The organism is Parasulfitobacter algicola, assembly GCF_013315265.1.
GTDB lineage: Bacteria > Pseudomonadota > Alphaproteobacteria > Rhodobacterales > Rhodobacteraceae > Parasulfitobacter > Parasulfitobacter algicola.
This window is the reverse complement of the sequence record NZ_JABUFE010000003.1, coordinates 277,940-302,856: the sequence shown is the minus strand read 5'-3', so window position 1 is coordinate 302,856 and position 24,917 is coordinate 277,940. Positions and strand designations below refer to the sequence as shown.

At 52.0% G+C, this 24,917-nt stretch carries 27 protein-coding genes; 11 read left to right on the top strand and 16 right to left on the bottom strand.

Annotated features, from left to right (window positions below):
* The 4 genes from motA to HRQ87_RS07575 form a co-directional block, all read right to left on the bottom strand.
* The gene (gene motA / locus HRQ87_RS07590) at nt 1-867 is read right to left on the bottom strand and encodes a flagellar motor stator protein MotA (RefSeq protein WP_174136904.1); all 867 of its coding nucleotides are present in this window, start codon (nt 865-867) and stop codon (nt 1-3) included.
* Nucleotides 868-940: 73 nt separating this feature from the next.
* Nucleotides 941-1,510 carry a MotE family protein gene (locus HRQ87_RS07585; protein ID WP_174136902.1) on the bottom strand — a complete coding sequence of 190 codons (570 nt, stop codon included), beginning with the start codon at nt 1,508-1,510 and terminating at the stop codon, nt 941-943.
* Nucleotides 1,511-1,885, bottom strand: a complete 375-nt coding sequence (locus HRQ87_RS07580) for a hypothetical protein (RefSeq protein ID WP_174136900.1) — start codon at nt 1,883-1,885, stop codon at nt 1,511-1,513.
* A gap of 11 nt (nt 1,886-1,896) precedes the next feature.
* Nucleotides 1,897-2,379 carry a flagellar basal body-associated FliL family protein gene (locus HRQ87_RS07575; protein ID WP_174136898.1) on the bottom strand — a complete coding sequence of 161 codons (483 nt, stop codon included), beginning with the start codon at nt 2,377-2,379 and terminating at the stop codon, nt 1,897-1,899.
* A gap of 124 nt (nt 2,380-2,503) precedes the next feature.
* On the opposite strand from HRQ87_RS07575, the gene fliF reads away from it, so the two are divergent.
* From fliF to HRQ87_RS07550, 5 genes are all read left to right on the top strand, one after another.
* Nucleotides 2,504-4,129, top strand: a complete 1,626-nt coding sequence (gene fliF, locus HRQ87_RS07570) for a flagellar basal-body MS-ring/collar protein FliF (RefSeq protein ID WP_174136896.1) — start codon at nt 2,504-2,506, stop codon at nt 4,127-4,129.
* Nucleotides 4,129-4,743: a FliH/SctL family protein gene (locus HRQ87_RS07565; protein ID WP_174136894.1), complete on the top strand. Its 615-nt coding sequence runs from the start codon at nt 4,129-4,131 to the stop codon at nt 4,741-4,743. The genes fliF and HRQ87_RS07565 overlap by 1 nt, the downstream gene beginning before the upstream one ends.
* On the top strand, nt 4,715-5,008 hold the full coding sequence (locus HRQ87_RS07560) for a FliM/FliN family flagellar motor switch protein (protein ID WP_174136892.1): 294 nt from the start codon (nt 4,715-4,717) through the stop codon (nt 5,006-5,008). The genes HRQ87_RS07565 and HRQ87_RS07560 overlap by 29 nt, the downstream gene beginning before the upstream one ends.
* Nucleotides 5,005-5,733 (top strand): flagellar type III secretion system pore protein FliP, encoded by a 729-nt coding sequence (gene fliP, locus HRQ87_RS07555; protein ID WP_174136890.1) that lies wholly within the window; start codon nt 5,005-5,007, stop codon nt 5,731-5,733. The genes HRQ87_RS07560 and fliP overlap by 4 nt, the downstream gene beginning before the upstream one ends.
* Nucleotides 5,734-5,847: 114 nt before the next feature.
* On the top strand, nt 5,848-6,567 hold the full coding sequence (locus tag HRQ87_RS07550) for a hypothetical protein (protein ID WP_174136888.1): 720 nt from the start codon (nt 5,848-5,850) through the stop codon (nt 6,565-6,567).
* On the opposite strand, the gene cobO is transcribed toward HRQ87_RS07550, so the two are convergent.
* From cobO to HRQ87_RS07490, 12 genes are all read right to left on the bottom strand, one after another.
* Nucleotides 6,564-7,160 (bottom strand): cob(I)yrinic acid a,c-diamide adenosyltransferase, encoded by a 597-nt coding sequence (gene cobO / locus HRQ87_RS07545; protein ID WP_174136886.1) that lies wholly within the window; start codon nt 7,158-7,160, stop codon nt 6,564-6,566. The two genes, HRQ87_RS07550 and cobO, sit on opposite strands and share 4 nt — an antisense overlap.
* 100 nt (nt 7,161-7,260) lie before the next feature.
* Nucleotides 7,261-7,446 carry a hypothetical protein gene (locus tag HRQ87_RS07540; RefSeq protein ID WP_174136884.1) on the bottom strand — a complete coding sequence of 62 codons (186 nt, stop codon included), beginning with the start codon at nt 7,444-7,446 and terminating at the stop codon, nt 7,261-7,263.
* Nucleotides 7,447-7,640: 194 nt separating this feature from the next.
* Entirely contained in the window at nt 7,641-8,180 is a 540-nt protein-coding gene (locus tag HRQ87_RS07535) for a sarcosine oxidase subunit gamma (RefSeq protein ID WP_174136882.1), read from the bottom strand.
* A complete protein-coding gene (locus HRQ87_RS07530; RefSeq protein WP_174136880.1) occupies nt 8,173-11,097 on the bottom strand; it encodes a sarcosine oxidase subunit alpha family protein in 2,925 nt (974 codons plus the stop codon). The genes HRQ87_RS07535 and HRQ87_RS07530 overlap by 8 nt, the downstream gene beginning before the upstream one ends.
* On the bottom strand, nt 11,094-11,357 hold the full coding sequence (locus tag HRQ87_RS07525) for a sarcosine oxidase subunit delta (RefSeq protein WP_174136878.1): 264 nt from the start codon (nt 11,355-11,357) through the stop codon (nt 11,094-11,096). The genes HRQ87_RS07530 and HRQ87_RS07525 overlap by 4 nt, the downstream gene beginning before the upstream one ends.
* Nucleotides 11,358-11,534: 177 nt before the next feature.
* Nucleotides 11,535-12,788 (bottom strand): sarcosine oxidase subunit beta family protein, encoded by a 1,254-nt coding sequence (locus HRQ87_RS07520; protein WP_174136876.1) that lies wholly within the window; start codon nt 12,786-12,788, stop codon nt 11,535-11,537.
* A 111-nt stretch (nt 12,789-12,899) separates the two neighbouring features.
* Nucleotides 12,900-13,601, bottom strand: coding sequence for a hypothetical protein (locus HRQ87_RS07515; RefSeq protein ID WP_174136874.1), 702 nt, complete (start codon nt 13,599-13,601; stop codon nt 12,900-12,902).
* 85 nt (nt 13,602-13,686) lie between these two features.
* Nucleotides 13,687-14,328 carry a phytanoyl-CoA dioxygenase family protein gene (locus HRQ87_RS07510; protein WP_174136872.1) on the bottom strand — a complete coding sequence of 214 codons (642 nt, stop codon included), beginning with the start codon at nt 14,326-14,328 and terminating at the stop codon, nt 13,687-13,689.
* Nucleotides 14,325-15,332, bottom strand: a complete 1,008-nt coding sequence (locus HRQ87_RS07505) for an ester cyclase (protein WP_174136869.1) — start codon at nt 15,330-15,332, stop codon at nt 14,325-14,327. The genes HRQ87_RS07510 and HRQ87_RS07505 overlap by 4 nt, the downstream gene beginning before the upstream one ends.
* 1 nt (nt 15,333) lies before the next feature.
* A complete protein-coding gene (locus HRQ87_RS07500; protein ID WP_174136867.1) occupies nt 15,334-16,215 on the bottom strand; it encodes a carbohydrate ABC transporter permease in 882 nt (293 codons plus the stop codon).
* Entirely contained in the window at nt 16,215-17,243 is a 1,029-nt protein-coding gene (locus HRQ87_RS07495; protein WP_174136865.1) for a carbohydrate ABC transporter permease, read from the bottom strand. Before HRQ87_RS07495 ends, HRQ87_RS07500 begins: the two co-directional genes overlap by 1 nt.
* Nucleotides 17,244-17,296: 53 nt before the next feature.
* Nucleotides 17,297-18,532, bottom strand: coding sequence for an ABC transporter substrate-binding protein (locus HRQ87_RS07490; RefSeq protein WP_425501531.1), 1,236 nt, complete (start codon nt 18,530-18,532; stop codon nt 17,297-17,299).
* A 252-nt stretch (nt 18,533-18,784) separates the two neighbouring features.
* Between HRQ87_RS07490 and HRQ87_RS07485 the strand changes: the two genes are divergently transcribed.
* Genes HRQ87_RS07485 through HRQ87_RS07460 form a run of 6 tightly spaced genes read left to right on the top strand, consistent with a single transcriptional unit; the run spans nt 18,785 to nt 24,909 of the window.
* Nucleotides 18,785-19,828 (top strand): ABC transporter ATP-binding protein, encoded by a 1,044-nt coding sequence (locus HRQ87_RS07485; protein WP_174136862.1) that lies wholly within the window; start codon nt 18,785-18,787, stop codon nt 19,826-19,828.
* A 12-nt stretch (nt 19,829-19,840) separates the two neighbouring features.
* Entirely contained in the window at nt 19,841-21,151 is a 1,311-nt protein-coding gene (hisD, locus tag HRQ87_RS07480; RefSeq protein ID WP_174136860.1) for a histidinol dehydrogenase, read from the top strand.
* A complete protein-coding gene (locus tag HRQ87_RS07475) occupies nt 21,148-22,155 on the top strand; it encodes an ester cyclase (RefSeq protein ID WP_174136858.1) in 1,008 nt (335 codons plus the stop codon). The genes hisD and HRQ87_RS07475 overlap by 4 nt, the downstream gene beginning before the upstream one ends.
* Nucleotides 22,152-22,916: an SDR family NAD(P)-dependent oxidoreductase gene (locus tag HRQ87_RS07470; RefSeq protein ID WP_174136856.1), complete on the top strand. Its 765-nt coding sequence runs from the start codon at nt 22,152-22,154 to the stop codon at nt 22,914-22,916. Before HRQ87_RS07475 ends, HRQ87_RS07470 begins: the two co-directional genes overlap by 4 nt.
* A complete protein-coding gene (locus HRQ87_RS07465) occupies nt 22,916-23,938 on the top strand; it encodes a LacI family DNA-binding transcriptional regulator (RefSeq protein WP_174136855.1) in 1,023 nt (340 codons plus the stop codon). The genes HRQ87_RS07470 and HRQ87_RS07465 overlap by 1 nt, the downstream gene beginning before the upstream one ends.
* Nucleotides 23,935-24,909 (top strand): nuclear transport factor 2 family protein, encoded by a 975-nt coding sequence (locus HRQ87_RS07460; protein ID WP_174136853.1) that lies wholly within the window; start codon nt 23,935-23,937, stop codon nt 24,907-24,909. Before HRQ87_RS07465 ends, HRQ87_RS07460 begins: the two co-directional genes overlap by 4 nt.
* The last annotated feature ends 8 nt before the right edge of the window (nt 24,910-24,917 follow it).

Below are 24,917 nucleotides of genomic sequence, written 5' to 3'. Positions count from 1 at the left end.
TCAAGCTGCCTGTTTCGCACCTTTCAAGGCGTCTTCAAGATCTGAAAAACTTGGCCGAATATGTGACGGTGTGTTTTGGCGTCCAACTTCAATACAAATGTTTGCTGAATGTTTATGTAGGTTTGCAACCAGCACTTCACGTATGAGTTGATAAAAATGGCTGTCTTCTTCGGTCAACGTTTTTACTTTCGCCGCAAAAGGTCCAACAAGACCATAGGCAAGAAAAACACCCAAAAATGTGCCGACAAGCGCACCACCGATCAGTTTACCTAGTATCTCTGGGGGTTGATCAATTGACCCCATTGTCTTGATCACACCCAAAACCGCAGCAACAATACCAAGTGCTGGCAATCCATCTGCAACTGTCTGCAAAGCGTGGCTTGAATGCATAGCATGATGAAAGTTTGCTTCCATCCGTTTTTCTAAAACTTCTTCGACCTGATGCGGATCATCGTAGTTCATGGAAGCTGATCTAAGGGTATCGCAAATCAGATCTGTGGCTTCGTGATCTTTAAGTATTTTCGGATATTTCGAGAAGATCGAACTTTCCGTCGGGTTTTCGATATGTTCTTCTAAGCCTACTGGATTCTGACGTGCCAAACGGATCAACTCAAACAAAAGGCAAAGCAAATCACGATAATCGTCTGGTTTCCATTTTGGACCTTTAAAGACCTTGCCAAGATCTTTGATTGTATGCTTGATGCCCGAAATATCATTGCTGATAACAAAAGCGCCAACTGCGGCACCACCAATCATCGTCATCTCATAGGGAAGTGATTTCAGAATAATGCCCATCTTGCCGCCGGCAGCAAGGTAACCGCCAAAAACCATGACGAAAATGATGACAATACCGATTATTCCGATCATAGGACCGCCTCTGAATCAAACTGCGTTAGCGGCACTTTTTCAGGGCCATATTAAGAATCGGTAAGCAGATGCATTATTCTTTGGGTAAATTCGCATTTCGCCCGGCTAAAAGAACACTGATTGTATATGCCGTCTGAGGCTTTAGCCCTGCCATAATGTCGGCCGCTGTGTCAGAACGCATTCTCGACAGAAAGCCAGCCGCAAATTCAGGGGCCATTTCTTCAAATAATGCAGCGGCGTCTTTGGGCTTCATACTTTCGTAAACTGCCGTAAGTTTCGAAAGATCTGTTTCTGCAGAAGTTTCAACTTGGGTCAACGTGGCTGCAAGTTCTGCTTCTGCAGCAATCAAAGCATTAAAGTTTTTTTCAATTTCTGCTTTGGCCAATGACAATTTTTGTAATTGCACAGCTAATTCTTCTTCTCTGGCAGCCACAGTATTTTCACGTTGCCTGATAGCATCAAGAACAGGTTCCAGATCCGCAACACAGGTTCCGCTATGTACTTCACTCGCCCCAAACTCTTCGAATTCACGTGCAACAGCCTGTCCAACGCCGCCGGTAAGGCGAAAAACTCCAGAAGCCAAAAGCAATCCTGCGATAATAAAAAGCGTACCTTTACGACGCTTAATAGACTTTTTTGCCATTTAGCGTACCCCAGCTACGTGTTCGCGATGTCGAACAAAAACGGAATCGGATGATCCATTTGCAGTGGTTTGAACAGGTTTCGAAGGCGCGTCCGGAATGTCATGCATTGACGCAACCATCAGTTCAAGACGTTTTGAAACAGCTTCGGCACGCTCTGTCAGCTCACCAAGAGAACCGGCAGAATACTGGGCCGCTTGCTGCGCCTTCTCAAGCATTTTAGTCATATCATCGACTTGCGCCGACAACATTGCGACAGCCCCCCCAACCCCTTTTTCCAAGTCATTGAAACGGCGCAAACGGCGCGACAATATCATGCAATAAAATGCGGTGCCCAAAGCGCCCGCTACGAGTAAAATATCTGCAACCAAGCCCATTTGTACGTCCTCTAGGTAAGTATGAATTCAATAATCAGCAGGTCTTTCACGTGCTCATCGCCGACGACCAACTGAACTCTACGAAGCATTTGTGCACGCAATCTGACCAAAGCACTTGGGTCTTCGACCTCGGACAGTTCAACTGCGCGCAGGTAACTATTCAGTACATCCGCTACGCGTGGCAAAAGCACTTGAACATCTTCTTCGGCACCGGCCTCAACCTCAAGCTGAGCTTGAAATCTAAGATGTGAACGTTCAGCGCCGCGACCTAATGAAATATGCAGCGGATCCATTGCGACAAAAGCGACCTTTGGCAGGGCATCAGATTTTTTTTCTTCTGCATGTGCGGAATGCGATCCGGATCCAAGAATCATACCCGATTGGACAGCAAAGAAACCGCCACCAGCGCCCAAAAATGCCAAAATAACCCCTAATAAAAAAGGTAATTTTGATTTTTTCTTCTTCGGTTCACTGTTTTCTTCGATCTCAGCCATGATGCTTCCAGCTTGTTTTGACGAACCATCTATAAACTGCAGGAAGCTAACCGATTGTTAATAAGCATGGCCCATGACTTTGGCTCGACGGGGGCAGAATGCCCGAACTTAAGGGAGTTTCGTCTTGCAGCAGATTCAATCTGTCTGGACAACCATGGATAATAAGCGACGCATGATCATTGTGCTCGCCACTGTGGGTATGTTTGCAGCAATTCTTGGACTATCGCGGATGGCTTCAAACCCATCAATGACATTGTTGTATTCCGGATTGGAAAGCACCTCAGCGGGCGAAGTGATTACAGCACTTGAAGCGCGCGGAGTACCATATCAAGTCCGTGGTGATGCAATCTATGTCGCATCAGATCAACGCGATATATTGCGCATGTCATTGGCGGGCGAAGGACTGCCCGCAACCGGTGGCGCTGGTTACGAACTACTTGATTCGCTGTCTGGCTTTGGCACCACTTCGCAAATGTTTGATGCCGCATATTGGCGTGCAAAAGAAGGTGAACTGGCACGAACTATCGTAGCAAACGCTAATATCAAAACAGCGCGCGTTCATATCTCAAGCCCAAGCGCCCAGCCCTTTGCCCGTAATGTCAAACCGACCGCATCTGTGACAGTATCATCCTCGGGTGGCAGCATTAATGCCAACCAGGCCAAGGCATTAAGGTTTCTTATCGCGTCGGCTGTGCCAGCAATGGACCCGGTCGATGTGTCAATCATTGATAGCCAGGGTGGACTGATCGGTGCATCAGATGAACCCAGTGCGCAAAGCGGATCAAACTCAGACAAATCAGAGGCATTGAAAAGAAGTGTGGAACGCCTGCTTGAAGCTCGGGTTGGCGCAGGCAATGCCATTGTTGAGGTGAGTTTGGAAACCATAACAGACCGCGAATCGATTGTAGAGCGGCGTTTTGATCCTGAAAGCCGTGTCGCCATCAGTACTGACACAGAAGAACGGACAAACACGGCAAGCGGTGATAATGGCGGTGGTGTCACAGTAGCATCTAATCTGCCCGAAGGGGATGCAACAGCAACACCAGGCACAAACTCAAGTCAAAATTCAGAAACCCGTGAACGAGTGAACTACGAAGTCTCTGAAACACAGCGCGAAATTTTGCGCGGCCCAGGTGCAATAAAACGGTTAAGCGTTGCGGTCTTAGTTGATGGCACGACACAAACAGACGCGGCAGGCACCGCTGTTTTTCAACCGCGTCCGGATGCAGAATTGGCCGCATTGCAGGAATTGGTCGCATCAGCCGTTGGCTTCAGCGAGGCACGCGGCGATGTCATCACAATCAAATCCATGGCCTTTCAACCAATGGCAGAACTGGGGACATCCGCGACATCATCTGCTTTCTCAGGGCTTCATTTCGATGTTATGACGTTAATCCAACTCTTCGTCCTTGCGATTGTAACACTTTTGTTGGGCCTGTTTGTTGTACGTCCCATCTTACTGTCAAAGCCAGCACCAGCCTTGCCGGAATTGCCCCCACCACCACACGAAGACACCGGCTTCAGCCTGCCAACGCTTACCGGCGAGATTGACGATGGTGAAATGCCCCAGATGGCAACAGCGTCTGACTTTGATTTCCCAGTTGCAAATGCAATGGGCAATGATTTTGAACCGCTGCCATCGCCATCCAATGATCCGGTAACACGCCTTCGATCCATGATTGATGATCGTCAGGAAGAAACCGTCGAAATCCTGCGTAAATGGATGGAAGATGAAGAGGAGAAAGCCTGATGACCATTCTGATGGATCTTGAAGATTTTGGGGTCATCACCTCACCTCATCCCACAACTATTACCGAGGCAGCCCTTGAAGAAGCCCGGGTTGAGGCTTTTGAAAATGGGTATCGTGCCGGTTGGGATGATGCGACTAAGACAGCTGAGAATGAACAAAGAAAAATCTCGGCAGAATTCGCGCAAAGCCTGCAAGATCTTAGCTTTACCTATCATGAAGCTCGCAGCCACATAATGGGCGCGCTGCAGCCTGTGTTTCACGCCATGACAGCCAAGGTGCTGCCAGATATTGCCAGTCAAACCTTGTTACCACATATCGTGGATCAAATTCTGAATGCAGCACAAAGCCCGTCAGAAACACCTATGGAAATACGTACGCATCCTAATAATCTGATGCAGCTTGAAAGCTTGATCCCACAGGATTGCACCCTGCCCACCCGCCTGACACCTGACGCATCTTTAAGCAACGGACAGGCATTTCTAACCCATAATAACACCGCACAGCAAATCGATATGGACCACACAATTACTGCCATCCGGCAACTGGTCGATAATTTTTTCCAGTTGTCACAAAAGGAGCTTGGCAATGACCGAACTGAACACACATCCTTCTGAAGACGCCCCGCAAAATCCGTTTACACAGGTTCCAATTGAAATCACGATTTCAGTCGGGACCGCGCGTCCGAAGGTCAAGGAACTGCTTGAACTATCGCAAAACGCAGTGCTGCCGCTGGACCGATCCGTCGATGATCCGGTTGAGTTGTTCATCGGTAACCGCCTCATCGCCCGCGGCGTTCTGGAAGAACAGGAAGGCAAACGCGAAGGTCAATTGGCAGTTCGTTTGACCGAAGTCGCCGATCTAAAAAACGGTCTGGAATGATCCGGCTTCTTCCCCTTTTGGCGCTTTTGATTGCCTTTCTTGCCGGACCTGCTGCCGCGCAAGAGGTGTCAATCTCGCTTGGTGACGATGCATCTGTATCAGGGCGTGCGGTTCAACTGATGGCATTGATTACAGTGCTTAGCCTTGTGCCTGGCATTGCGATTATGATCACGTGCTTTCCGTTCATCGTAACGGTCTTGGCTATCCTGCGACAGGCGATTGGTCTACAACAATCCCCGCCAAATATGCTAATGGTCAGTCTTGCACTATTTCTGACCTATTTCGTGATGGAGCCTGTTTTTACCGAAGCTTATGAAAGTGGCATTAAGCCATTGACCAATCAGGAAATCGAAATGGACGAGGCATTTGTGCGTACGATGCAGCCCTTTCGCGAATTCATGTCAGCACGGATTGAACCTGATACATATGCGTCCCTTGCTGAACTGCGACCAACCGAACACCCCCCCCTTAGCGTGAATGCCCCTTTGTCGCTGATGATCCCGTCTTTCCTGTTGTCAGAAATCGAACGAGCGTTCAAAATCGGCTTTCTTATTTTTCTGCCGTTCCTGATCATTGATCTGGTCGTAGCAGCAGTACTGATGTCGATGGGTATGATGATGGTACCACCAGCGATCGTATCTTTACCCTTCAAACTGGCCTTTTTTGTCGTCGCCGATGGTTGGACATTGATTGCCAGCAGTCTGGTACGAAGTTACTTTCAGTAAAGCTGGCGATAGTTTGCTGCAGCTAATATCATGGTGGCGCAGAAATGCGCCGCCTGGGGGCTGTTCGTAACTAAGACATCGACAAGCCTAACAATATTTACAAATCTGTTACAAATGACAATTTTGACCCAAGATAAAGTATTTGCTGTTCGCGTTCGCCCTCACACAAAAATCCTGTGTGCGCTTATTGCAATCGATATTTTGCTGATTTTTGCTTACGTCGCAGGGCAGATCGCCGTTTCTGCGGGCATTTTATCTGATATGCCAGGTCGACTGAATATAGAGATAGACTATGCAATCGCTGAAAAATTCAATGTCTTTAAATGGGCATTGGCAGCCATGGCACTGGCCGCCGCTTTTGTTTTCAGCAGGAAATGGGCCTGGGCCGTTTTAATGGCCTGTTTCATTCTTTTGGGATTGGATGACAGTCAATCAGGCCATGAAACATTCGGAACAACCGCAGGCCTGTCCGTATTTGAATATCTACAGGTCACATCTTTTTTTGGACTGGATCAACAGGTCATAGGAGAATTGATCGTTCTTGCTGGAATGGGCATCCTTGTTTTCGGGGCGATTGCAATCGCATGGATCAGATCAAATCCGGATATACGCGCCAAACTTATCCCCTTTTTCATAGCGTTGATCGCATTGTCCGTCTGCGGTGTTATCTTTGACGCCGTTCACGCAACACTTATCACCCCGGGAACCGTCGGGCTTTTGAACACCATCCTTGGTATTTTAGAGGACGGAGGAGAAATGATTTTTATCTCAATCCTATGCGCCCTATCTTTTGGCGTACTGTTTGAGTATCTAAATTTGCGGCATAAGCTTTAAAAATCAACACCACGCTGCGCCTTGATACCCGCTTGGAACGGATGCTTGACCTCTTGCATTTCGCTTACAAGATCCGCGTAATCGCATAGCTCTGGCTTGGCGTCACGGCCTGTCAAAATAACGCCCGTTCGATTAGATCGCGCCTTTAGCCCGTCCAATACATCCTGCACATTCAGATAATCATAGCGCAATGCGATGTTGATCTCGTCCAGAACGATCAGATCAAAGTCGCCACTTTCCATCATCTGGCGCCCCTTTGCAAAGGCTGCCACTGCTGCTTTTGTATCCTGATCCTTGTCCTGCGTATCCCATGTAAACCCATCACCCATCGTGTGCCATGTCAGATCATCGGGAAATTTACTGAAGAACTGCCGCTCGCCGGTAATCCATTTTCCCTTGATGAACTGGATAACGCCGACCTTTTGCTTCCATCCCAAAGCACGCGCGACAACACCAAAAGCCGAACTGGATTTACCCTTGCCGTTGCCTGTGTGAACCAACACCAAACCCCGATCTGCATCAACAGCCTGAGTGGTTTTTTCACGCTGCTTTGTCTGCAACTGTTTCATTTTTTCTTTGTGGGTGTCTGTCATGGTTGTCATCCTTTTGCATCGCAACATGGCATGGCGCCGCAAGAAGGCAACATGAAAAAGCCGCCCAACAGGACGGCCATTACTAATTTAAAAACAAGACCTAAGCCAAATGGCCACGCGCAATACGCAAGTATTTTCTAAGATGCACATTATGGCGCACACGTCGACGCTGGCGCAAATCTTGCACAACTGATGGTGTGGTATTGCGACGCTCTAACATGATGAACTGGCGCAGCCGGCTTGCGCCGTTACGGGCGTGTGTTTGGTCGAAAATATGTCGTGTCATGATCGTTCCTCCCAGTGGCCGATGACGCTCTATACCATAAAACAATCCACTTTTTTAGGGGCATGATCCAATTGGGCACACTATCGCGCGCGATTTTACACGCTTTACAATAGATATTTATAAAAACAATCGCCTTCTTCTTGGCGTAATATTCCTGGCAGAGGCCTCGAGCACGTGACCATGCGGCGCGAAACCTAGTGTCGTGCTGCAACAGCCTTCATGACGACTTCCAATTCATGCACCAATGTGCGGGCCATGGATCGCATGACAATGATCTCAAAGGTCTGCACACCGGTCCGTGTGATCGACGCCATCATATGCTGGACCTGTGTCCGGGCCGTATGGCCGCGCTTGAACACCCCCTTATCGAGATCAAGGGGAATCAGCCTGGCTAGGATAGCATCAGCGTTTTCACCTTCCAACCGGACCACAGCCCAGGCGTCGGACTGGTCCGTCGCGGCGGCCAGACCCTCAAGGCCTTCGATCGTTAGACCCGCCAGCAAAACCTGGCCACGACCGAACCAGATGGCGCGTTGTCCGTCCTTGCCTGTCGCGCGGCCTACTGCAGGCATGGGTGTTCCCGCAGCTTTAAAAACATCCGCCACCGCTTTGCTTTTGCCTACAAATGGGGCGACAGAGGTCAGGCTATCATAGGTAACTTCGCTAAGTGAAACTGTCCCATAGGAAAAGGGCAAAAGTCCTTCGCATGGGGCTTTGGCAACCAGTTTAACCACGCAGGCGTCCCCCCTCTGGATCAAAGAAGACCGGATCGCAGACTTCGCATAGCGTTTCGACGCCCTTCAGGTGATCGACCATTTTCACCCGTTCGCCATGACGCGCACGGCCGTTTTTCAGGAAACCCAGCCCAAGATAGCAGTCCAGTGTGGGCGAATAGCCGACCGAAGTCACATAGCCCTGACTGTTCACGCGCACAGCCTCGGCCCCCGGTGCAAAAAGATGTCCGCCTGCGATCAGTTGTTTGACAGCACCCGCGGGTTTCAGGCCGACCAGCTGTTCGCGATGATCATCAATCAGCCCCGGACGCGCGGCCATGGTTTTGCCGATGCAGTCTTTCTTGGCGCTGACCATTCGTTCCGCCCCGATATCAAAGGCCGTCGTGCGCCCGTGGATTTCCGAATGCGTTACAAAGCCCTTTTCGGTGCGCAGAACATTCAGCGCCTCCATCCCGTAGGGGCCACCGCCCATCGCCTCGGCCTGGGCACACAGCAGTCGGAACAGGCTTTCGCCATAGCGGGCGGGTACCGCGACTTCATAGGCGTGTTCGCCGCTGAAGGATATGCGGAACAGACGGCCGGGCGTCCCGGCCACCTTAACCTGACCGCAGGCCATGAAGGGGAAACTGTCGTTATCAATCGGATCGTCCAGCAGCGCGTTCAGCACATCACGCGCCCGTGGACCTGCGACCGCGAATTGCGCCCATTGTTCGGTGACAGAAATAAAGCGCACATTCAGCTTGGGCTTTAAACACTGGTGGACAAATTCCAGGTGCCGCATGACCTGGCCCGCCGCGGCGGTCGTTGTGGTCATGACATAGTGATGATCCCCCAGACGCGCAGTGGTGCCGTCATCCATCACATAGCCGTCTTCGCGCAGCATCAGGCCATAGCGGACGCGCCCGACCTTTAGCGTGCTGAAGGTGTTGGTATAGACGAAATCCAGAAACTCGGCCGCGCCAGGGCCCTGGATATCGATCTTGCCAAGGGTGCTGACATCACAGATGCCGACCTTGGTGCGGACCATGTTGACCTCTCGGTCGCAGCTTTCCCGCCAGGTCTGTTCGCCGGGCATCGGGAAATAGCTGGGGCGATACCACAGGCCCGCCTCAATCATGGGGGCTGCGCGCTGAATGCTAGGCAGATGGGACGTCGTGAAGCGTTCGGGGGCAAAGCCCTTGCCCTGCGCACCTGCCCCCAGCGCGGCAATCGACACCGGACTAAAGGGCGGACGGAAGGTGGTCGTGCCGGTTTCCGGGATTGCACGGCCCGTGACGTCAGCCAGTACCGCCAAAGCCCCCACATTCGAGTTTTTGCCCTGATCAGTGGCCATGCCTTGGGTCGTGTAGCGCTTCATATGCTCGACGGAACGGAAGTTTTCGGCAGCCGCCTGTTTGACATCTTTCACTGTCACATCGTTCTGGAAATCCAGCCAGGCACGGCCCTTGCCCTGCACCGCCCAAAGCGGGCTGATCTGATAGGGGGTTTCTTCTGCCTCGGGCACATCGGCCCGGGCCTTGATGCCAAGATCATCCAGCACCTGCAGCGCGACCTTCGCCCCATCCTGCAGGCAGCCGCGGGTCGAAAAGATACCGCGCGCGGCACCGGCAACACTTAGACCTGGAATGGCATCATCGGCGGGGACAAAGGCCAGAATTCCCTCACGCCAGACAGGCCGCCCGTTCATATGACAGGTCAGATGCACCGTCGGGTTCCAGCCGCCCGACATGGCCAGACAGTCGGCATTCACCATCAGATTTTCGCCGTTATGACGCACCAAGATTTCTTCAAGCCCCAGGCGGCCGGTTGTGTTGATCACCTCGGCCCCCGTATAGACGGGAAAATCGCCCTGCACCTGCGCATCCGCTCGGCTGTCGATGACGGCGGCCACCTTGACGCCAGCAGCCGCCAGATCGTGGGCGGTTTGATGGGCGTTGTCGTTATTGCCGTAAATCGCGATGGATTTGCCCGGCGCCACGCCATAGCGGTTCAGATAGCTGCGCACGGCACTGGCCGTCATGATGCCGGGACGGTCGTTCATGGGAAAGGCAATGGGCCGTTCCAGACTGCCCGCGCAAAGGATCGCGCGTTTCGCCACGATGCGCCAGAAGCATTCCAGCGGCAGGTCGTCCGCGGGCTTGGCAATATGATGCGCCACCCGTTCCAGCGCGCCATATGTGCCCTGATCATAGGCACCGGTGACCGTGGTGCGCGGCATCAGGCGAACGTTGTCCATGGCGGTCAGTTCAGAAACCGCCGCGGCCGCCCAGTCCTGACCCGTATGATCGCCGATCTGATAGGTTTCGCTGTTCAGGCGCCCGCCCATCAGGCTATCTTCATCCGCCAGGATCACCCGCGCGCCTGCACGTCCGGCCGTCAGCGCCGCCATCAGGCCCGCAGGCCCCGCCCCGATGATCAGCACGTCGCAGAAAGCATAGGCTTTTTCATAAAGGTCCGGGTTATGTGTCTTGTCCAGTGCCCCCAGACCGGCGGCGCGGCGGATCAGGGGTTCGTAGACCCGTTCCCAAAAGGCACGCGGCCACATGAAGGTTTTGTAGTAAAATCCGGCACTTAGGAAAGGCGCCATCAGATCGTTGACCGACAGGGCATCGCGCGCAAGTGAGGGCCAGTTGTTCTGGCTTTTGGCGCTTAGCCCCTGATAAAGTTCCTGCACCGTGGCGCGCACATTAGGTTCGGCCCGGTCGGTGATCGTCATCAGAGCGTTCGGTTCCTCGGACCCCGCCGTCAGAATACCGCGTGGGCGGTGATATTTGAACGACCGCCCCACCAGCCGCACGTCATTGGCCAAAAGGGCCGAGGCCAGCGTGTCGCCCTGAAACCCTTCGTAATGCCGCCCGTCGAAGGTGAACCGCAAAGGTACCGCGCGGTTGATCAGGCCCTTGTCCTTAACCCTCATCGCGCGGCCTTTTCTGCCAGTTCGGTGGAGTAAACCTCGTGGGTCACGGTATCGCGTTCGACCACGATCCAGGCGCCGCAGCCCATTTCGTGAAACCACAGGTCGCAGGTCCGCCCGGCGGGGTTGTCGCGCAGGTGCACATAGTCATCCCAGGCCTGAGGTCCCGCATCAGGTGCGGGACGGTCCAGCGCGACCGCCGCGCCCTGATAATAAAACTCGCGCCGGTCCCGTTCGCCGCAGATGGGGCATGTTATGCGCATTGGGGTTGCCCCTCGTTAAGACTGATATCGGGCACCGAAAGCAAGGGCAGCGACCGGCCCGAGGGTGGGCGAGAAGCGCCCGCCCTGGGGGGGCGGGTCGGGCGCTGCCCGGTGGTGCCCACCGGGCGGGTTCTCAAGCTTGAATAAAGAAACATGGTCATGAGATAGATCAACACCCTAATGCAAATTATGCTGCGCACCGGTGCCCTCCTCGTCCATGATGCTGACGCCTGTGCGGAAGCGATCCAGACGGAATTTCTCGGCCGTATCATGCGGGCGGCCGGTGGCCATCAGGTGGGCGAAGGCGAAGCCTGAGGCGGGCACGGCCTTGAACCCGCCGTAGCACCAGCCGCAATCTATAAACAGGCCTTCAGTATCCGTTTTGTCGATAATCGGCGACCCGTCGGGTGTCATGTCCATGATCCCGCCCCAACTGCGCAGGACCCGCGCCTTGCCGATCATGGGCATCAGGGTCATCCCGGCCTCCATTACGTGTTCGACCATGGGCAGATTGCCACGCGCGGCATAGCTGGCATAGAAATCCAGATCACCGCCAAAGACCAGCCCGCCCTTGTCGGACTGGCTGATATAGAAATGCCCCATGCCAAAGCTGACCACATGGTCGATGCAGGGCTTCAACCCCTCGGTCACAAAGGCTTGCAGCACGTGGCTTTCGATCGGCAGCCGCATCCCCGCCATTGCCGCCACCTGGCCCGACCGGCCCGCCACGACAATCCCCACCTTCTTCGCCCGGATCGCACCGCGCGTCGTCTGCACGCCCTTGACCACGCCGCCTTCGATGTCGATCCCCGTGACCTCGCACTGCTGGATCAAGTCGACACCGCGCTGGTCGGCCCCGCGGGCATAGCCCCAGGCCACCGCATCGTGCCGCGCCGTGCCGCCGCGCGGGTGATACAGCCCGCCATAGATCGGAAAGCGCGTGTTGTCGAAATCAAGATAGGGCACCATTTTCCGCACGCCGTCCCGGTCCAACAGGATTGCATCATCACCCTGATTGATCATCGCGTTGCCGCGTCGCACAAAAGCATCGCGCTGCGCGTCGGAATGGAACAGATTGATCAGCCCGCGCTGCGAGTGCATGGCGTTGTAGTTCAGGTCGTGCTCCATCCCCTCCCACAGTTTCAGGGAATGCGAATAGAATTCCGAATTGCCGGGCAGGAAGTAATTCGCTCGCACCAGAGTCGTATTCCGCCCCACATTGCCGCCGCCCAGATAGCCCTTTTCCAGCACGGCAACATTGGTGACCCCATGTTCCTTGGCCAGATAATAGGCCGTGGCCAGCCCGTGCCCGCCGCCACCGATGATGATGATATCGTATTCTGCCTTGGGTTCGGGATCGCGCCAGACGGGCTGCCAGCCGCGGTTGCCGGTCAGGCCTTCCTTGATCACCCGCAGGGCGGAATAGCGCATCTGATCACCTCACTCATCAATCGGGGCAACTCAATCAATTTGTGACAGAAGTATCAACACCCTTGGACGCAGCTGTGCCGTTTTCCGACAAATGCTTGTTCACAAGCGGCTTTATTGTGCAGGTGGGACAGCAACCCACACAGACAGGCCAAAACTCTCTTCCCGCTCACAATTCAATTGCAGAAAAGCCCATGCGCGCTTTGTGCCTTGTTCCTTAAATCTATCCACTATCTTGCATTCTTCATCGATATTCGGCTGAATATCTTCCAATTCAACAAGTCCACCCAATGGCAACATATATGCTAATTCAGGATCCCGCTGAACCATAAAATCATAGATTTTTGTCATATTTGATGACACTTGTGCCTGCACATCCTGAAAGCGGATGCGATATTCAGTACCAACGTACGTCAACACAAAGCCCAGATTACCATTTTCCATAGCAAGGGTTTTTTGGTTTGTAAAAGAATACCCTTTCAACCGAAACGTAGTTGGGCGCGCAAAATTCTCGATCAGAACAACATAAGGATCAACACGCCCCATAGGTTCAGTTTCTGTCAGCCTGCCTTCGTTTCCAGTGTCCGTATCGCGACCATAATAGACAACAATTCTTACGGGCCAGATCTGATCATCCAGCCCTGTTTGAATATCCTTTGACACCAGAAACGTGTCGGTCCGCAAAACGTTATGAAACGCTAAATTATCCTGTATGTCGCGCATGATGAAGATATGTGTGTCGTTGACTGCAATGATATCTTCTTCGATCCAAACCTGCCCGGAAGGTCCCGCAAAACAAGGTGCGCACAGCATCATGAAAGTTGCCCAAACTTTTAAAATAACTTTCAAATATCAATCCCCGTTAGAATATAAGAATACATAAACCCACAAAGGCAATAAGTTATGCCGATACCCACGTCAAAGGATACGACAAATCGCATGCCGCATAGTCAATACGAAACGTCCGACGATCTGATTTTGATTGCGATGGCAAAGACCTGTGCAAAGTCAGCATCTGCAAGATCAAAACATCACCCCTTTGCGCCACGCATGTTTCTACAGGATAGCGATCTGCAATTTTCGCCGCCATTTCCGACGTAACACGCCCTTCTTTGTGGCTGCCCAAGGCGATCTGCATCGCGCCGTTTTCTGCATCTGCAGCATCTAAATGTACCCGGACAAACAACATATTTTCTAAGACATCGACCGGCGGTTCGCAATGCCATACGCCCGACTTTTGCGACCAGTTCTCAAAACCCTCGACATCGTGTTTTTCGCGAACAACAATCACGCGATCTTGGTGCCACGGAACAGCCCAATTGCTGTCAGCAGTTTTATTAAATGAAACCAGCCGCACGGGGCGTGATTTGGGCAAAATAGCTGCGATTAAACTATCAAGATCTGCCGTAACATCCCGATCAAGCTGTAATCGCGCACCAGGCTTTGCGCCAAGATCACACGCCGCGTCAAACCGGCTCAGTGCCCTTTCATCCAGCGCACGCCTTATCCAAACACACCCATTTTCTTGCAGTTCGTTTTTCATCGTTTGGGATTTAATGTCTGCAATCGGTCCAGAACATCTAATCCCTGAATTTTCAGATAATGAAGCATGTCGATGAAAATCCAGTTTTCTGCCAATTTATCACCGTCACGGCGATACATATCGACAACCCGCATATCAGCGGGGCGCTTGGTTGGTGGCAACCCCATATATCCCCCTGTCGGCGTAACTGTCAGATTAGGCCAGCCGAAAAAGCCTCCAAAACTGCCTTCGGCCAAACGACAAATGTGGCCATTGAACACACGGTCTGAAATAGCTGTTCGAAACGGGCGTTGGTGCTGTTCGATATAACGATCAATTGTATAGGTCGCGCCGATGCCATCAGGGCCCCACCAGATCATGTCATCATGCCAACAGCGGGCCAGTTCCTGTTGCGGCGTGGTAAAGCTGTGGCTTTCGTTGATATCACCGACCATGCTGTTGATCAGCCGTAATGTTTCTGTCCCCTCTTGCGGGTTTTGCGCCGTCATTAGCAGCCCATCATGTGTCGCAGGCCCAGGTTGGATCAGATGCGCGCCGGTTTGCGGACCCAATGGATAAACACCCGCCTGCCGCATCAGATGCAGGATATCGCAAAAGAACGCTGTACGGGTGATTTTGCCGTTTTCCACACAGTTAAATTCCGCATAGCGCAGCATCGCGATTTTACCTGTGGGCGGAATACCCAGAAAAGATTGGTCAAAAAGCCCCATCAGATGGCCCATTGAAACAACCCAGACCGATTTGAAGCCGTCAATTTCGTTCAGACCTGCAATAAAGATATCCTGTCGGCGCTGAACCCGTGACATTGCGGTCAAAAACGGTGTCCAGAAAACATCTGCTATGGCTTGAACGCCTGTTTGTTCATTAAACGGGTCCACACCACGCCAATCCCAATCGGGCGCAGTATGTTTTGACAATTGTGCGGTTGCCGTATCTGGCAAAGCATCAGTCAGGGCTTTGTAATGCGCCAGAACCAGCGCCTTTTCAGTCTGAAAGTCTGTCATCTTATCCTTTCACGGCACCTGCGGTCAGGCCCGAGACGATCTGGCGTTGGAAAAACATGATCAAAGCAAATAACGGTGCTGTGGCCGAAACAACAGCGGCAACTGCGAACATCACGTTACCCTCGACCTGCGTTGATCCCAGAAAACTTGCGATTTTGGGCACCATCGTTTGATTATCCTGACTTAACAACATCGCCGTGACTGCAAAATCATTATAGGCCAGCAGGAAACTGAACAGCCCTGTCGTGATCACCCCAGGCCACATAACCGGAATGATCACATGGCGAAACGCCTGAAATCGGGTGCAGCCATCCACCATCGCACTTTCGTCCAGATCCTTGGGAATATTCAGGAAAAATGAATGCAGCATCCACAGCGTGAAAGGCTGATTGATGGCAACCAGAACAATAATCGCCGTTGGCAGATGCCCCCATAGATTCCATTCAAAGAATGGCAGCAAATAACCCGAAACCAGCGTGATATGCGGCATCGCACGAAAGACCAGCGCAATCATCAGCAGCCAGAAAGCATAGCGATATCCGGATCGCGCCAGCGCATAGCCCCCCAAAGTTCCAAACGTCAGCGATATGATCACCGTGAATACAACAACAATCAGTGTGTTCAGTACCGCACGCCAGAAATCTTGTTCAACCCAGGCCCCGTAATATCCGTCACCCGTGAAGGCTGCGCCTGTTTCCGCCACCGTACGTACACCCCAAAGTGCATTCGTCCAGTCTGCTTTGGAAAAGAAATCTGCCTGAACCTTGAAAGACCCCCAAAGCGTCCAGACAAACGGAAAGGCCGCAAGAATGACCCATAAGATCACGAAACTTGTCGAAAAAACGATCAATGCAGGTGATCGGCGTTGGGATGCGATGCTCATCAGGCGCGCTTTCTGTTAAAATCGCGCCATGTGCGGATCAACACAGGCGTCAGCAAAACGGCAACCCCAAGAATGGTCAACATTGAAGTCGCAGCGGCCGACCCAAACTGCTGCTGATCGCCCCGCAGATCACTGTAGATGATATAACTTAGTGATGTGGCATTCGCCTGTGCTGAAAATCCGACGATGGGTTCAAACACGCGAAAATTATCCATCAGCTGCATCAGCGATATAAAAACAACCAACGGCGCCATATGCGGGATTACAACATAACGAATGCGTTCCCATCGACTTGCCCCGTCAATCATCGCAGCCTCAAGCGTTTCTTCGGGAACAGTTTGCAGGCCGGCGTAAAAAACGATGAATGCAAAAGGTGCCGAATGCCATACACCGTAAATGATCAGAACAATCCAAGTCAGTGTCGGCGATGCTTTCAGCGATAGATCCGGGTCATCGAAAATCACCTGCAAGGTTTTGCCAATAATCCCATCCGCATCAATCATCCAGAACAGGATCAGCGATCCAATCAGCGGTGTGACGATCATCGGCAGCAGTGATACGAAAATGGTGGGACCTTTCAGCATTTTAGGCAACCCATTGACCCCAAGGGCAATTGCCAGCCCCAAAACGATGACCAAAGGTGTGACTACAAAGGTAAAGGTCATTGTAAACGCCAATGCCTTGTAAAACGGCAGGTTCATGACCCGGCTTAGAAAATCGCCCAAACCATCGGATATGGCCCAAGCCATTCGCAATTCATTTACAGCCAAATGGCCACGATCCAGATATGTACCAAGCCCGTTGAAACGCCCAAGTGGCGCATCTTCCTTTAACTGAGCAGTGGCTTCGACATCAACCGTCGTACTTGGCGTACATCCGAACGGCCCACAGGTTTCGCCAAGAACGATAACCTGTTCATGTTCGACATAAAGCGATTGGATCAAAACCGATGCAATGGGCATCGCAATAAACAGGATCATCGCCGCCAAGGACGGGAAAATGAACCACAGAAATGTCCGATGAGGCATTACGCAGGTCCTTGAAATGAAAACAAAGGCCCACGGGCCTTTGCATCAGGTTTTCATTGCAGAAAGCCCTGTTCTTTCGCCGCAGTGCGATATGCCGCTTCTACGTCTGCAAGTGCCTGTTCAGCCGTTTCCTGACCCTGAAGGAAATCTGACAATTCATCCCCCAGTGCAGTATGCATAAGCCCCATGTAAGGCAGCATTGGATAGGGTGCAGCGCCCCCTTGAACAGATGCAAATATCCCGACAGAGGCATCACCGGGCGTATATCCTTCGCCCAGCCAGACAGCATCATCGTTATTGGCCGCAATCACTTCGGGGGAAATACCATTCACCATAGCAATAAATGTGGCTTCAGCGTCTTCGTCACTGATATTTGCCGCAATCGTAAAACCATCCCACCAAAGCGTTGTGGCCGGGGTCGTTCCGTTACCAACGGTCGGGGCCCCGGCAAGAACAGTTGTACTCGTTACATCACTTGTTGATCCTTCGGCATCCAAGATGCCCGCAGCCCGCGACCCCCAAAGGGTGGCAATTGCAACCTCGCCAGATTCCCACAACGCCTGTGTCGCGTTTGAATCAAAGGTCAGGAAATCAGGATTTGAATATTCAGTCAGCGCTTTTAACGTATTCAGCGCAGCAACGCCGGTTTCATTGTTAATATTCGGCTCAGCAGTGCCATCCTGGAAAAACACGCCACCATAACCGGAATACATATTTACAAACTCTTCACCCAGGTTCCAGCCGGTCTTTGTATTCAACGCGACCGGATGTTCCATAATTCCTGCGGATCGAATGGCTTCTGCAGCTGCCAGAACATCTTCATAACTTTCGGGCGCCGTAACACCCGCCTGTTCGATCAGATCTGAACGATAAAACATGTGCTGTGCATTTGCCATAAAAGCAACTGCCATCACTTTTCCATCAATTGTAATCAACTGACTTGGCTTCAAGTTCTGTCCGTGTTCGGCAACCAAATCATCTAGGGGCCGGATCAAGCCGTCATTCATCAAAGGAACGATCGAGCTGTTAGCAACAATCGCGCTGCTGTATTGCGCAGGATTTGCAGTCAAGGCGGCAACCTGGATGTCGCGGTGTTCTGTGGTCAGATTGGATGATACGCTGACACCGTTCCCGGCACATTCCTTTGCTGCTTCGACCAACGCCTGTATGGCAGGGAAGTCATTTCCAAGTATCGAAACCTTGCCGCTTGTTATACCACAATCCGCCATTGACGCAGTCGTTCCAAGCACAGCAAACGCCGATGCCAAAGCCGTAGTTTTCCAAGTTATCACGGTTTTAACCCCTCTGTTGATGTCCTGCCAAAATCAGGATGCGTACTTTTTATTATAGTTCTACTGCGCCAAGACCACACATATTCGAATCGAATTTTGCTTGCATACGTTTGCAATTAATCTTGGAGATTACTGTGAAAAGCAAGAATTTTTACCCGACCACGACAGATTATTACTTTTACATATAGCTTGATGTATTTTTAATTCGCGCCTAAACATATGCAATCGTATGCAAATCAACGAGCTGAAATGGCTGAAATCAAGCTGCAAAATATATCGAAACGATGGGGCAGCTTTGTTGGTGTCGCCAACTTTGATCTGACCATCAAAGATCGTGAGTTTCTGGTTCTGCTTGGCCCGTCTGGTTGTGGCAAGACAACGACGATGCGCATGATTGCAGGCTTGGAAGAGGCAACCGAAGGCGACATTCTGATTGATGGAAAACGGGTCAACGATCTGGATCCGAAAGACCGCGATGTTGCGATGGTGTTCCAAAGTTATGCGCTTTACCCGAATATGAATGTCTATGAAAACATTCGCTTTCCGTTGAAAGTCCGCAAATCTGATGTTGCGACCCACGATGCACGTGTGCGCCGCGCGGCTGAAATGGTTGAATTAACAGATTTTCTGCACCGCCGACCGGCTGAACTGTCTGGCGGGCAACGCCAACGTGTGGCTTTGGCACGCGCAATTGTCCGTGAACCGAATGTCTTTCTGATGGATGAACCTTTATCCAATCTGGATGCGAAACTGCGGGTATCAACCCGTGCACAAATTAAAAATTTAAGCCATGAACTTAAAGTAACCACGATTTACGTCACCCACGATCAGATCGAGGCGATGACATTGGCCGACCGCGTCGTGGTCATGAACAAAGGCATCGTGCAGCAAATGGGCACGCCCACTGATATCTACGATAATCCTGCGAATACATTCGTTGCCAGCTTCATTGGCAGCCCCGCCATGAACCTGATGATGGGACATTTGGAAAACGGCACATTCACTGCCCAACATGTCACGATAACGGGATTGCCCGCATCTGTCGGTGGTCCTGTGACACTTGGCTTTCGCGCGGAAGATGCTGAAATCGCAGATCAAGGTCAACTGAACGCGCCCATTTATTCTCTGGAACTTTTGGGTGATGCGACAATGGTGACGGTTAAGGTTGATGGTAATCTTGTGTCCGTCAAAGCCCCCAAGGATTTTCGTGCAGACATTGGCGCCCCGTTTATGGCCGCTATTCCCCCTTCAATCTGCCATCTGTTTGACAGCACGACTGGCACCCGGATCTGACCCGAGGCACGCATGACAATCAGCTATCTTAAACAAGGGAAACCCGACGCTGAGCGCGCCGAAGATGATGCAAAAACCCGCAAGATTGTCGAAGATACATTACAAGATATTGAAAACTACGGCGATGCCGCCATTCGTGCGCTGTCTGCAAAATTCGATAAATATGAACCCGCATCATTTCGGTTAACCACATCAGAGATTGAAGCCGCAATACAAAAGGTATCGGCCCGCGACATGGATGATATCAGGTTCGCCCAAACTCAGATCAGAACATTTGCAGAAGCACAACGCGCCTCAATGACTAATATCGAAGTCGAAACGATGCCTGGTGTTATATTGGGTCACCGAAATATTCCGGTGCAATCCGTGGGGTGTTACGTTCCGGGGGGGAAATTCCCAATGGTTGCGTCAGCTCACATGTCGGTTCTAACGGCGCAAGTTGCGGGGGTGCCGCGTATTGTGGCATCAGCCCCGCCGGTGAATGGCGCGCCGCATCCCGCCATCGTGGCCGCGATGCATATGGGCGGCGCACATGAGATTTACGTATTGGGCGGCATGCAAGCTGTGGGTGCCATGGCGATCGGAACTCAGACAATTGATCCGGTGCATATGCTGGTTGGCCCCGGCAATGCTTTTGTCGCCGAAGCCAAGCGGCAGCTTTATGGGCGGGTGGGAATTGATCTGTTCGCCGGCCCCACCGAAACCATGGTGATCGCAGACGAAACTGTAGATGCCGAACTTTGTGCGACCGACCTTTTGGGGCAGGCCGAACACGGATATAATTCACCTGCAGTACTGGTGACAAATTCCCGCAAATTGGCCGAAGACACATTGACCGAAGTCGGCAGACTTTTGGAGATCCTGCCCACAGCTGATACTGCAGGCATAAGTTGGCGTGACTACGGCGAAGTGATCCTGTGTGATACCTATGATGAAATGTTGGATGTGGCCAATGATATTGCGTCTGAACATGTTCAGGTCATGACCGATCGTGATGATTGGTTTTTGGAGCATATGCACAGCTATGGAGCGCTGTTTCTGGGAGCGCGTACCAATGTGGCAAATGGTGACAAGGTCATCGGCACCAACCATACCTTGCCCACGAAAAAAGCCGGGCGCTATACTGGCGGGCTTTGGGTTGGCAAGTTTCTGAAAACGCACAGCTATCAAAGGATCACAACAGACCAGGCTGCCGCTGAAATCGGTGAATATGGATCACGTCTGTGCATGTTGGAAGGGTTCGTGGGCCACGCTGAACAATGCAATATCCGCGTACGCCGATACGGGGGGCGGAATGTGGCCTATGGAAAGGCCGTGGAATGACCCTGTCGGCTGCGCTGAAAGACGTCATCGCACCATTACAAGGTTTTGAGGAAAGCACACTTCAAGAAATATTGGGCCAGATTATCGCGCCTGGCGCGACCATCCACATGTGTCATCCGTTTGGAACGCTGCAAGGTTCACAGCCCTTTTATAACAAGACTTATAAGCCACTTTTGACTGCCCTGCCCGACCTTGAACGCCGTGATATGATTGTTTTGGCTGGCACCACACCTGAAGGGCAAGATTGGGTTGGCACTTGCGGAAATTATATGGGCACCTTCACGCATCCGTTTCTGGATATCCTGCCCACAGGCCATCTGGTCCATATGCGATACCATGAATTCTTTCGGATCAAAGCCAGTCAAATTGTCGAAATACAGGCTATTTGGGACATCCCCGAATTGATGATGCAAGCCGCTGCATGGCCCCTTGCCCCACAATTGGGGCGATTTATGACAACGCCTGCACCAGCATCGCAAGACGGTTTGACAACCGATGGCGACGGCAACAAACCCATGCAGCACGTATTGGAGATGCTGGCCGCAATGGTTCAACATCCTAGCCAGGGCGGGCCCGAGATTATGAAACTGCCGCACTTTTGGCATCCACATTTTAATTGGTACGGCCCAGCCGGTATTGGAACATGTCGCGGGATTGATGGATTTCGAAACTGGCATCAGATCCCTTTTTTGAATGCCATGCCAGACCGTGCATTGGACCCAGACGGGCTGATGTCGCACTGGATCGCTCAAGGTCAATATGTTGCAGAAACCGGATGGCCGAACATGCGCCAGACCTTGTCACAAGATGGCTGGCTTGGCTTGCCGCCCACAGGTCAACAAATTGAATTACGCAGTCTGGATTTTTGGCGATTGGAAAATGGCTTGATCCGCGAAAACTGGGTGCTTGTCGATTTGCTGCATGTCTATGATCAGATTGGCATTGATGTCATGGCACGCATGCGTGAATTCAATAAAGCCCAAAATTCAAAGGTTTTCCAATGACTTTGCCAAAAACCCCATCTTTCCGCCTTGATGGCAAACGCGCTTTGGTGGCGGGGGCGTCTTCGGGTATCGGGCAGGCCTGCGCCGTCGCTTTGGCCGAAGCAGGCGCACATGTGACACTGGTTGCGCGCGGAACTGGCAAGTTGAATGCCCTGAAAGACGAAATGACGGCACAAGGAATGCAAGTCAGCGTACTGCCCCTTGATATATGCGACATTGCAAAAACGGAAACCGCGGTCGCCGATCAGGGACCATACGATATTCTGGTAAATTCGGCCGGTCTGGCGCGCCACACCCCTGCGACAGATACAACTGAACCTGATTATGATGCGGTGACAAATCTGAATGTCAAAGGCGCGTATTTCCTGACCCGTGCCATTGCAAAAGGGCTTTTGATTGCGAATAAACCGGGCAGTTTGATCAATATTTCAAGCCAGATGGCCCATGTGGGCGCCATTGATCGTGCGGTTTATTGTGGCACCAAACACGCCGTCGAAGGTTTTACAAAATCCATGGCGATTGAGTGGGGACCGCATCAGATCAGGGTAAATACCATCTGCCCAACCTTCATTCGCACCCCCCTAACAGAACCGACATTTTCGAACCCAGACCGCATGAAATGGATTAATGAGAAAATCAAATTGGGCCGCATAGGCGAGGTTGAAGATATCATGGGCGCAGTAGTTTTTCTGGCCTCGGACGCAGCTGCGCTGATTACAGGCACATCGCTTTTGATTGATGGGGGTTGGACGGCGGATTAATGACAGAACTGCGGGTCACATCGTTGGACGTTGCAAAACTGGCCGGGGTTAGTCAGTCAGCCGTTAGCCGTGTTTTCACCCCAGGCGCATCGGCGTCAAAAGAGACGATTACGAAAGTTCGAAAAGCCGCCGAGAAGTTAGGATATCGCCCAAATGCCTTGGCGCGCGCAATGATCACGGGCAAAAGCAGGATCATCGGATTGGTTGTCGCCTACCTGGATAACCAGTTTTACCCAATTGCCCTGGAACGTTTGTCAAATGCGCTCCAGGATCGTGGCTATCACATCCTGATTTTTACTGCGACCAATACACAAGAAGCGATTGATAAGGTAATGCAAGAATTGATCGATTATCAGGTCGATGGCATCATCACCGCAAGCGTCGGAATGACCAGCGAACTGACTGGACGCTGTGCGGCAGCAGGAATTCCTGTTGTCATGTTCAACCGTGCACAGGATGGATCAGGGCTGTCCAGTGTGACCTCGGCCAACGAAAATGGCGCACGCAAAATCGCGGATTTTCTTGTTGCAGGCGGACATAGCCATATCGCCCACATTGCAGGTTGGGGCGGGTCTTCGACCGGCCGTGACCGTATAAGGGGTTTCATTGACGGGCTAGCCAAACATGAAAAAACACCCGTCGCAGTGATAGACGGTATGTACAGTCGCGATGTGTCCGCACAGGCAACGCGCGATCTGATGGCCCTGCCCAATAGACCGGACGCCATTTTCGTTGGTAATGATCATATGGCTTTTGCCGTGCTTGATACGCTTAGACACGAATATAATATGTCAGTCCCTGATGATGTTTCGGTCATCGGGTTTGACGATGTGCCTTTGGCAAGCTGGGCGGCCTATGATTTGACCACGGTGCGACAGCCGGTCAACAGGATGGTCGATGCAACGGTTGAAACCATTCTTGCCCAAATTGGCGATAAAAACCGCCCGACGCAGAAAATCGAAATCGACGGCCCGCTGATCATTCGTAGTTCGGCCCGTATTCCCGAAGGATGGCACACATGAAGGGCTTTGACCCAAAATTCAAAGACTTCCCTGACTATATCATCGGCATCACGAAAGAGATTTGGGAAGATCGCAAAATCGCGACACTGCATGCCTATTACTCTGACGATATTGTTGTGCGGTCGCCTAGCTCAGTCGTGATAGGCAATCAGGACGTCATCGCTGCAACAATGGCAACGCTGGCCGAATTTCCCGATCGAACACTGCTTGGTGAAGACGTTATCTGGAGCGGAACACCCGAGGACGGGATGTTGTCATCGCATCGGCTTTATTCAACAGCCACACATCTGGGCGATGGTGTTTACGGCAAGGCGTCAGGTCGCAAGCTGGGTTATCGGATCATCGCGGATTGTCATGCGATCAACAATCAGATCAATGATGAATGGCTGATCCGGGATCAAGGCGCGATTGTGCGTCAGATGGGTCTGGACCCGGCAGAGTATGCCCGTGATATCATCGCGTTTGAGGGCGGACCACAGATGGCATCTGAACCGTTTTCCCCTACCATTGACCAACCGGGCCCCTATCAAGGACATGGAAATGAAAACGAATGGGGTCAGCGTTATGGTGATCTGCTGACACGGATCATGGGGGCAGACATGGCGGCAATTCCCGCGGAATACGATCGTGCCTGCCAGCTTGAATATCCCGGTGGGATAACCGCCCATAGCCCAGACGCAGCCGATCGTTTCTGGATGGGCCTGCGCGCGGCGTTGCCCGATGCAACCTTCACAATCCACCATCAGATTGGCCGTGATGACCCGATGATGCCGCCCCGTGCTGCAATCCGTTGGTCACTACACGGTAGACATTCAGGCTGGGGCAGCTTTGGCAAACCAACCGGCACGGATGTCTATGTCATGGGCATATCCCATGCTGAATTCGGCCCTTGGGGGCTGCGCCGCGAATATGTCTTATTCGATGAAACGGCTGTTTGGAAACAAATCCTGCTGCATACAGGTGCCTTATGAAACACAAC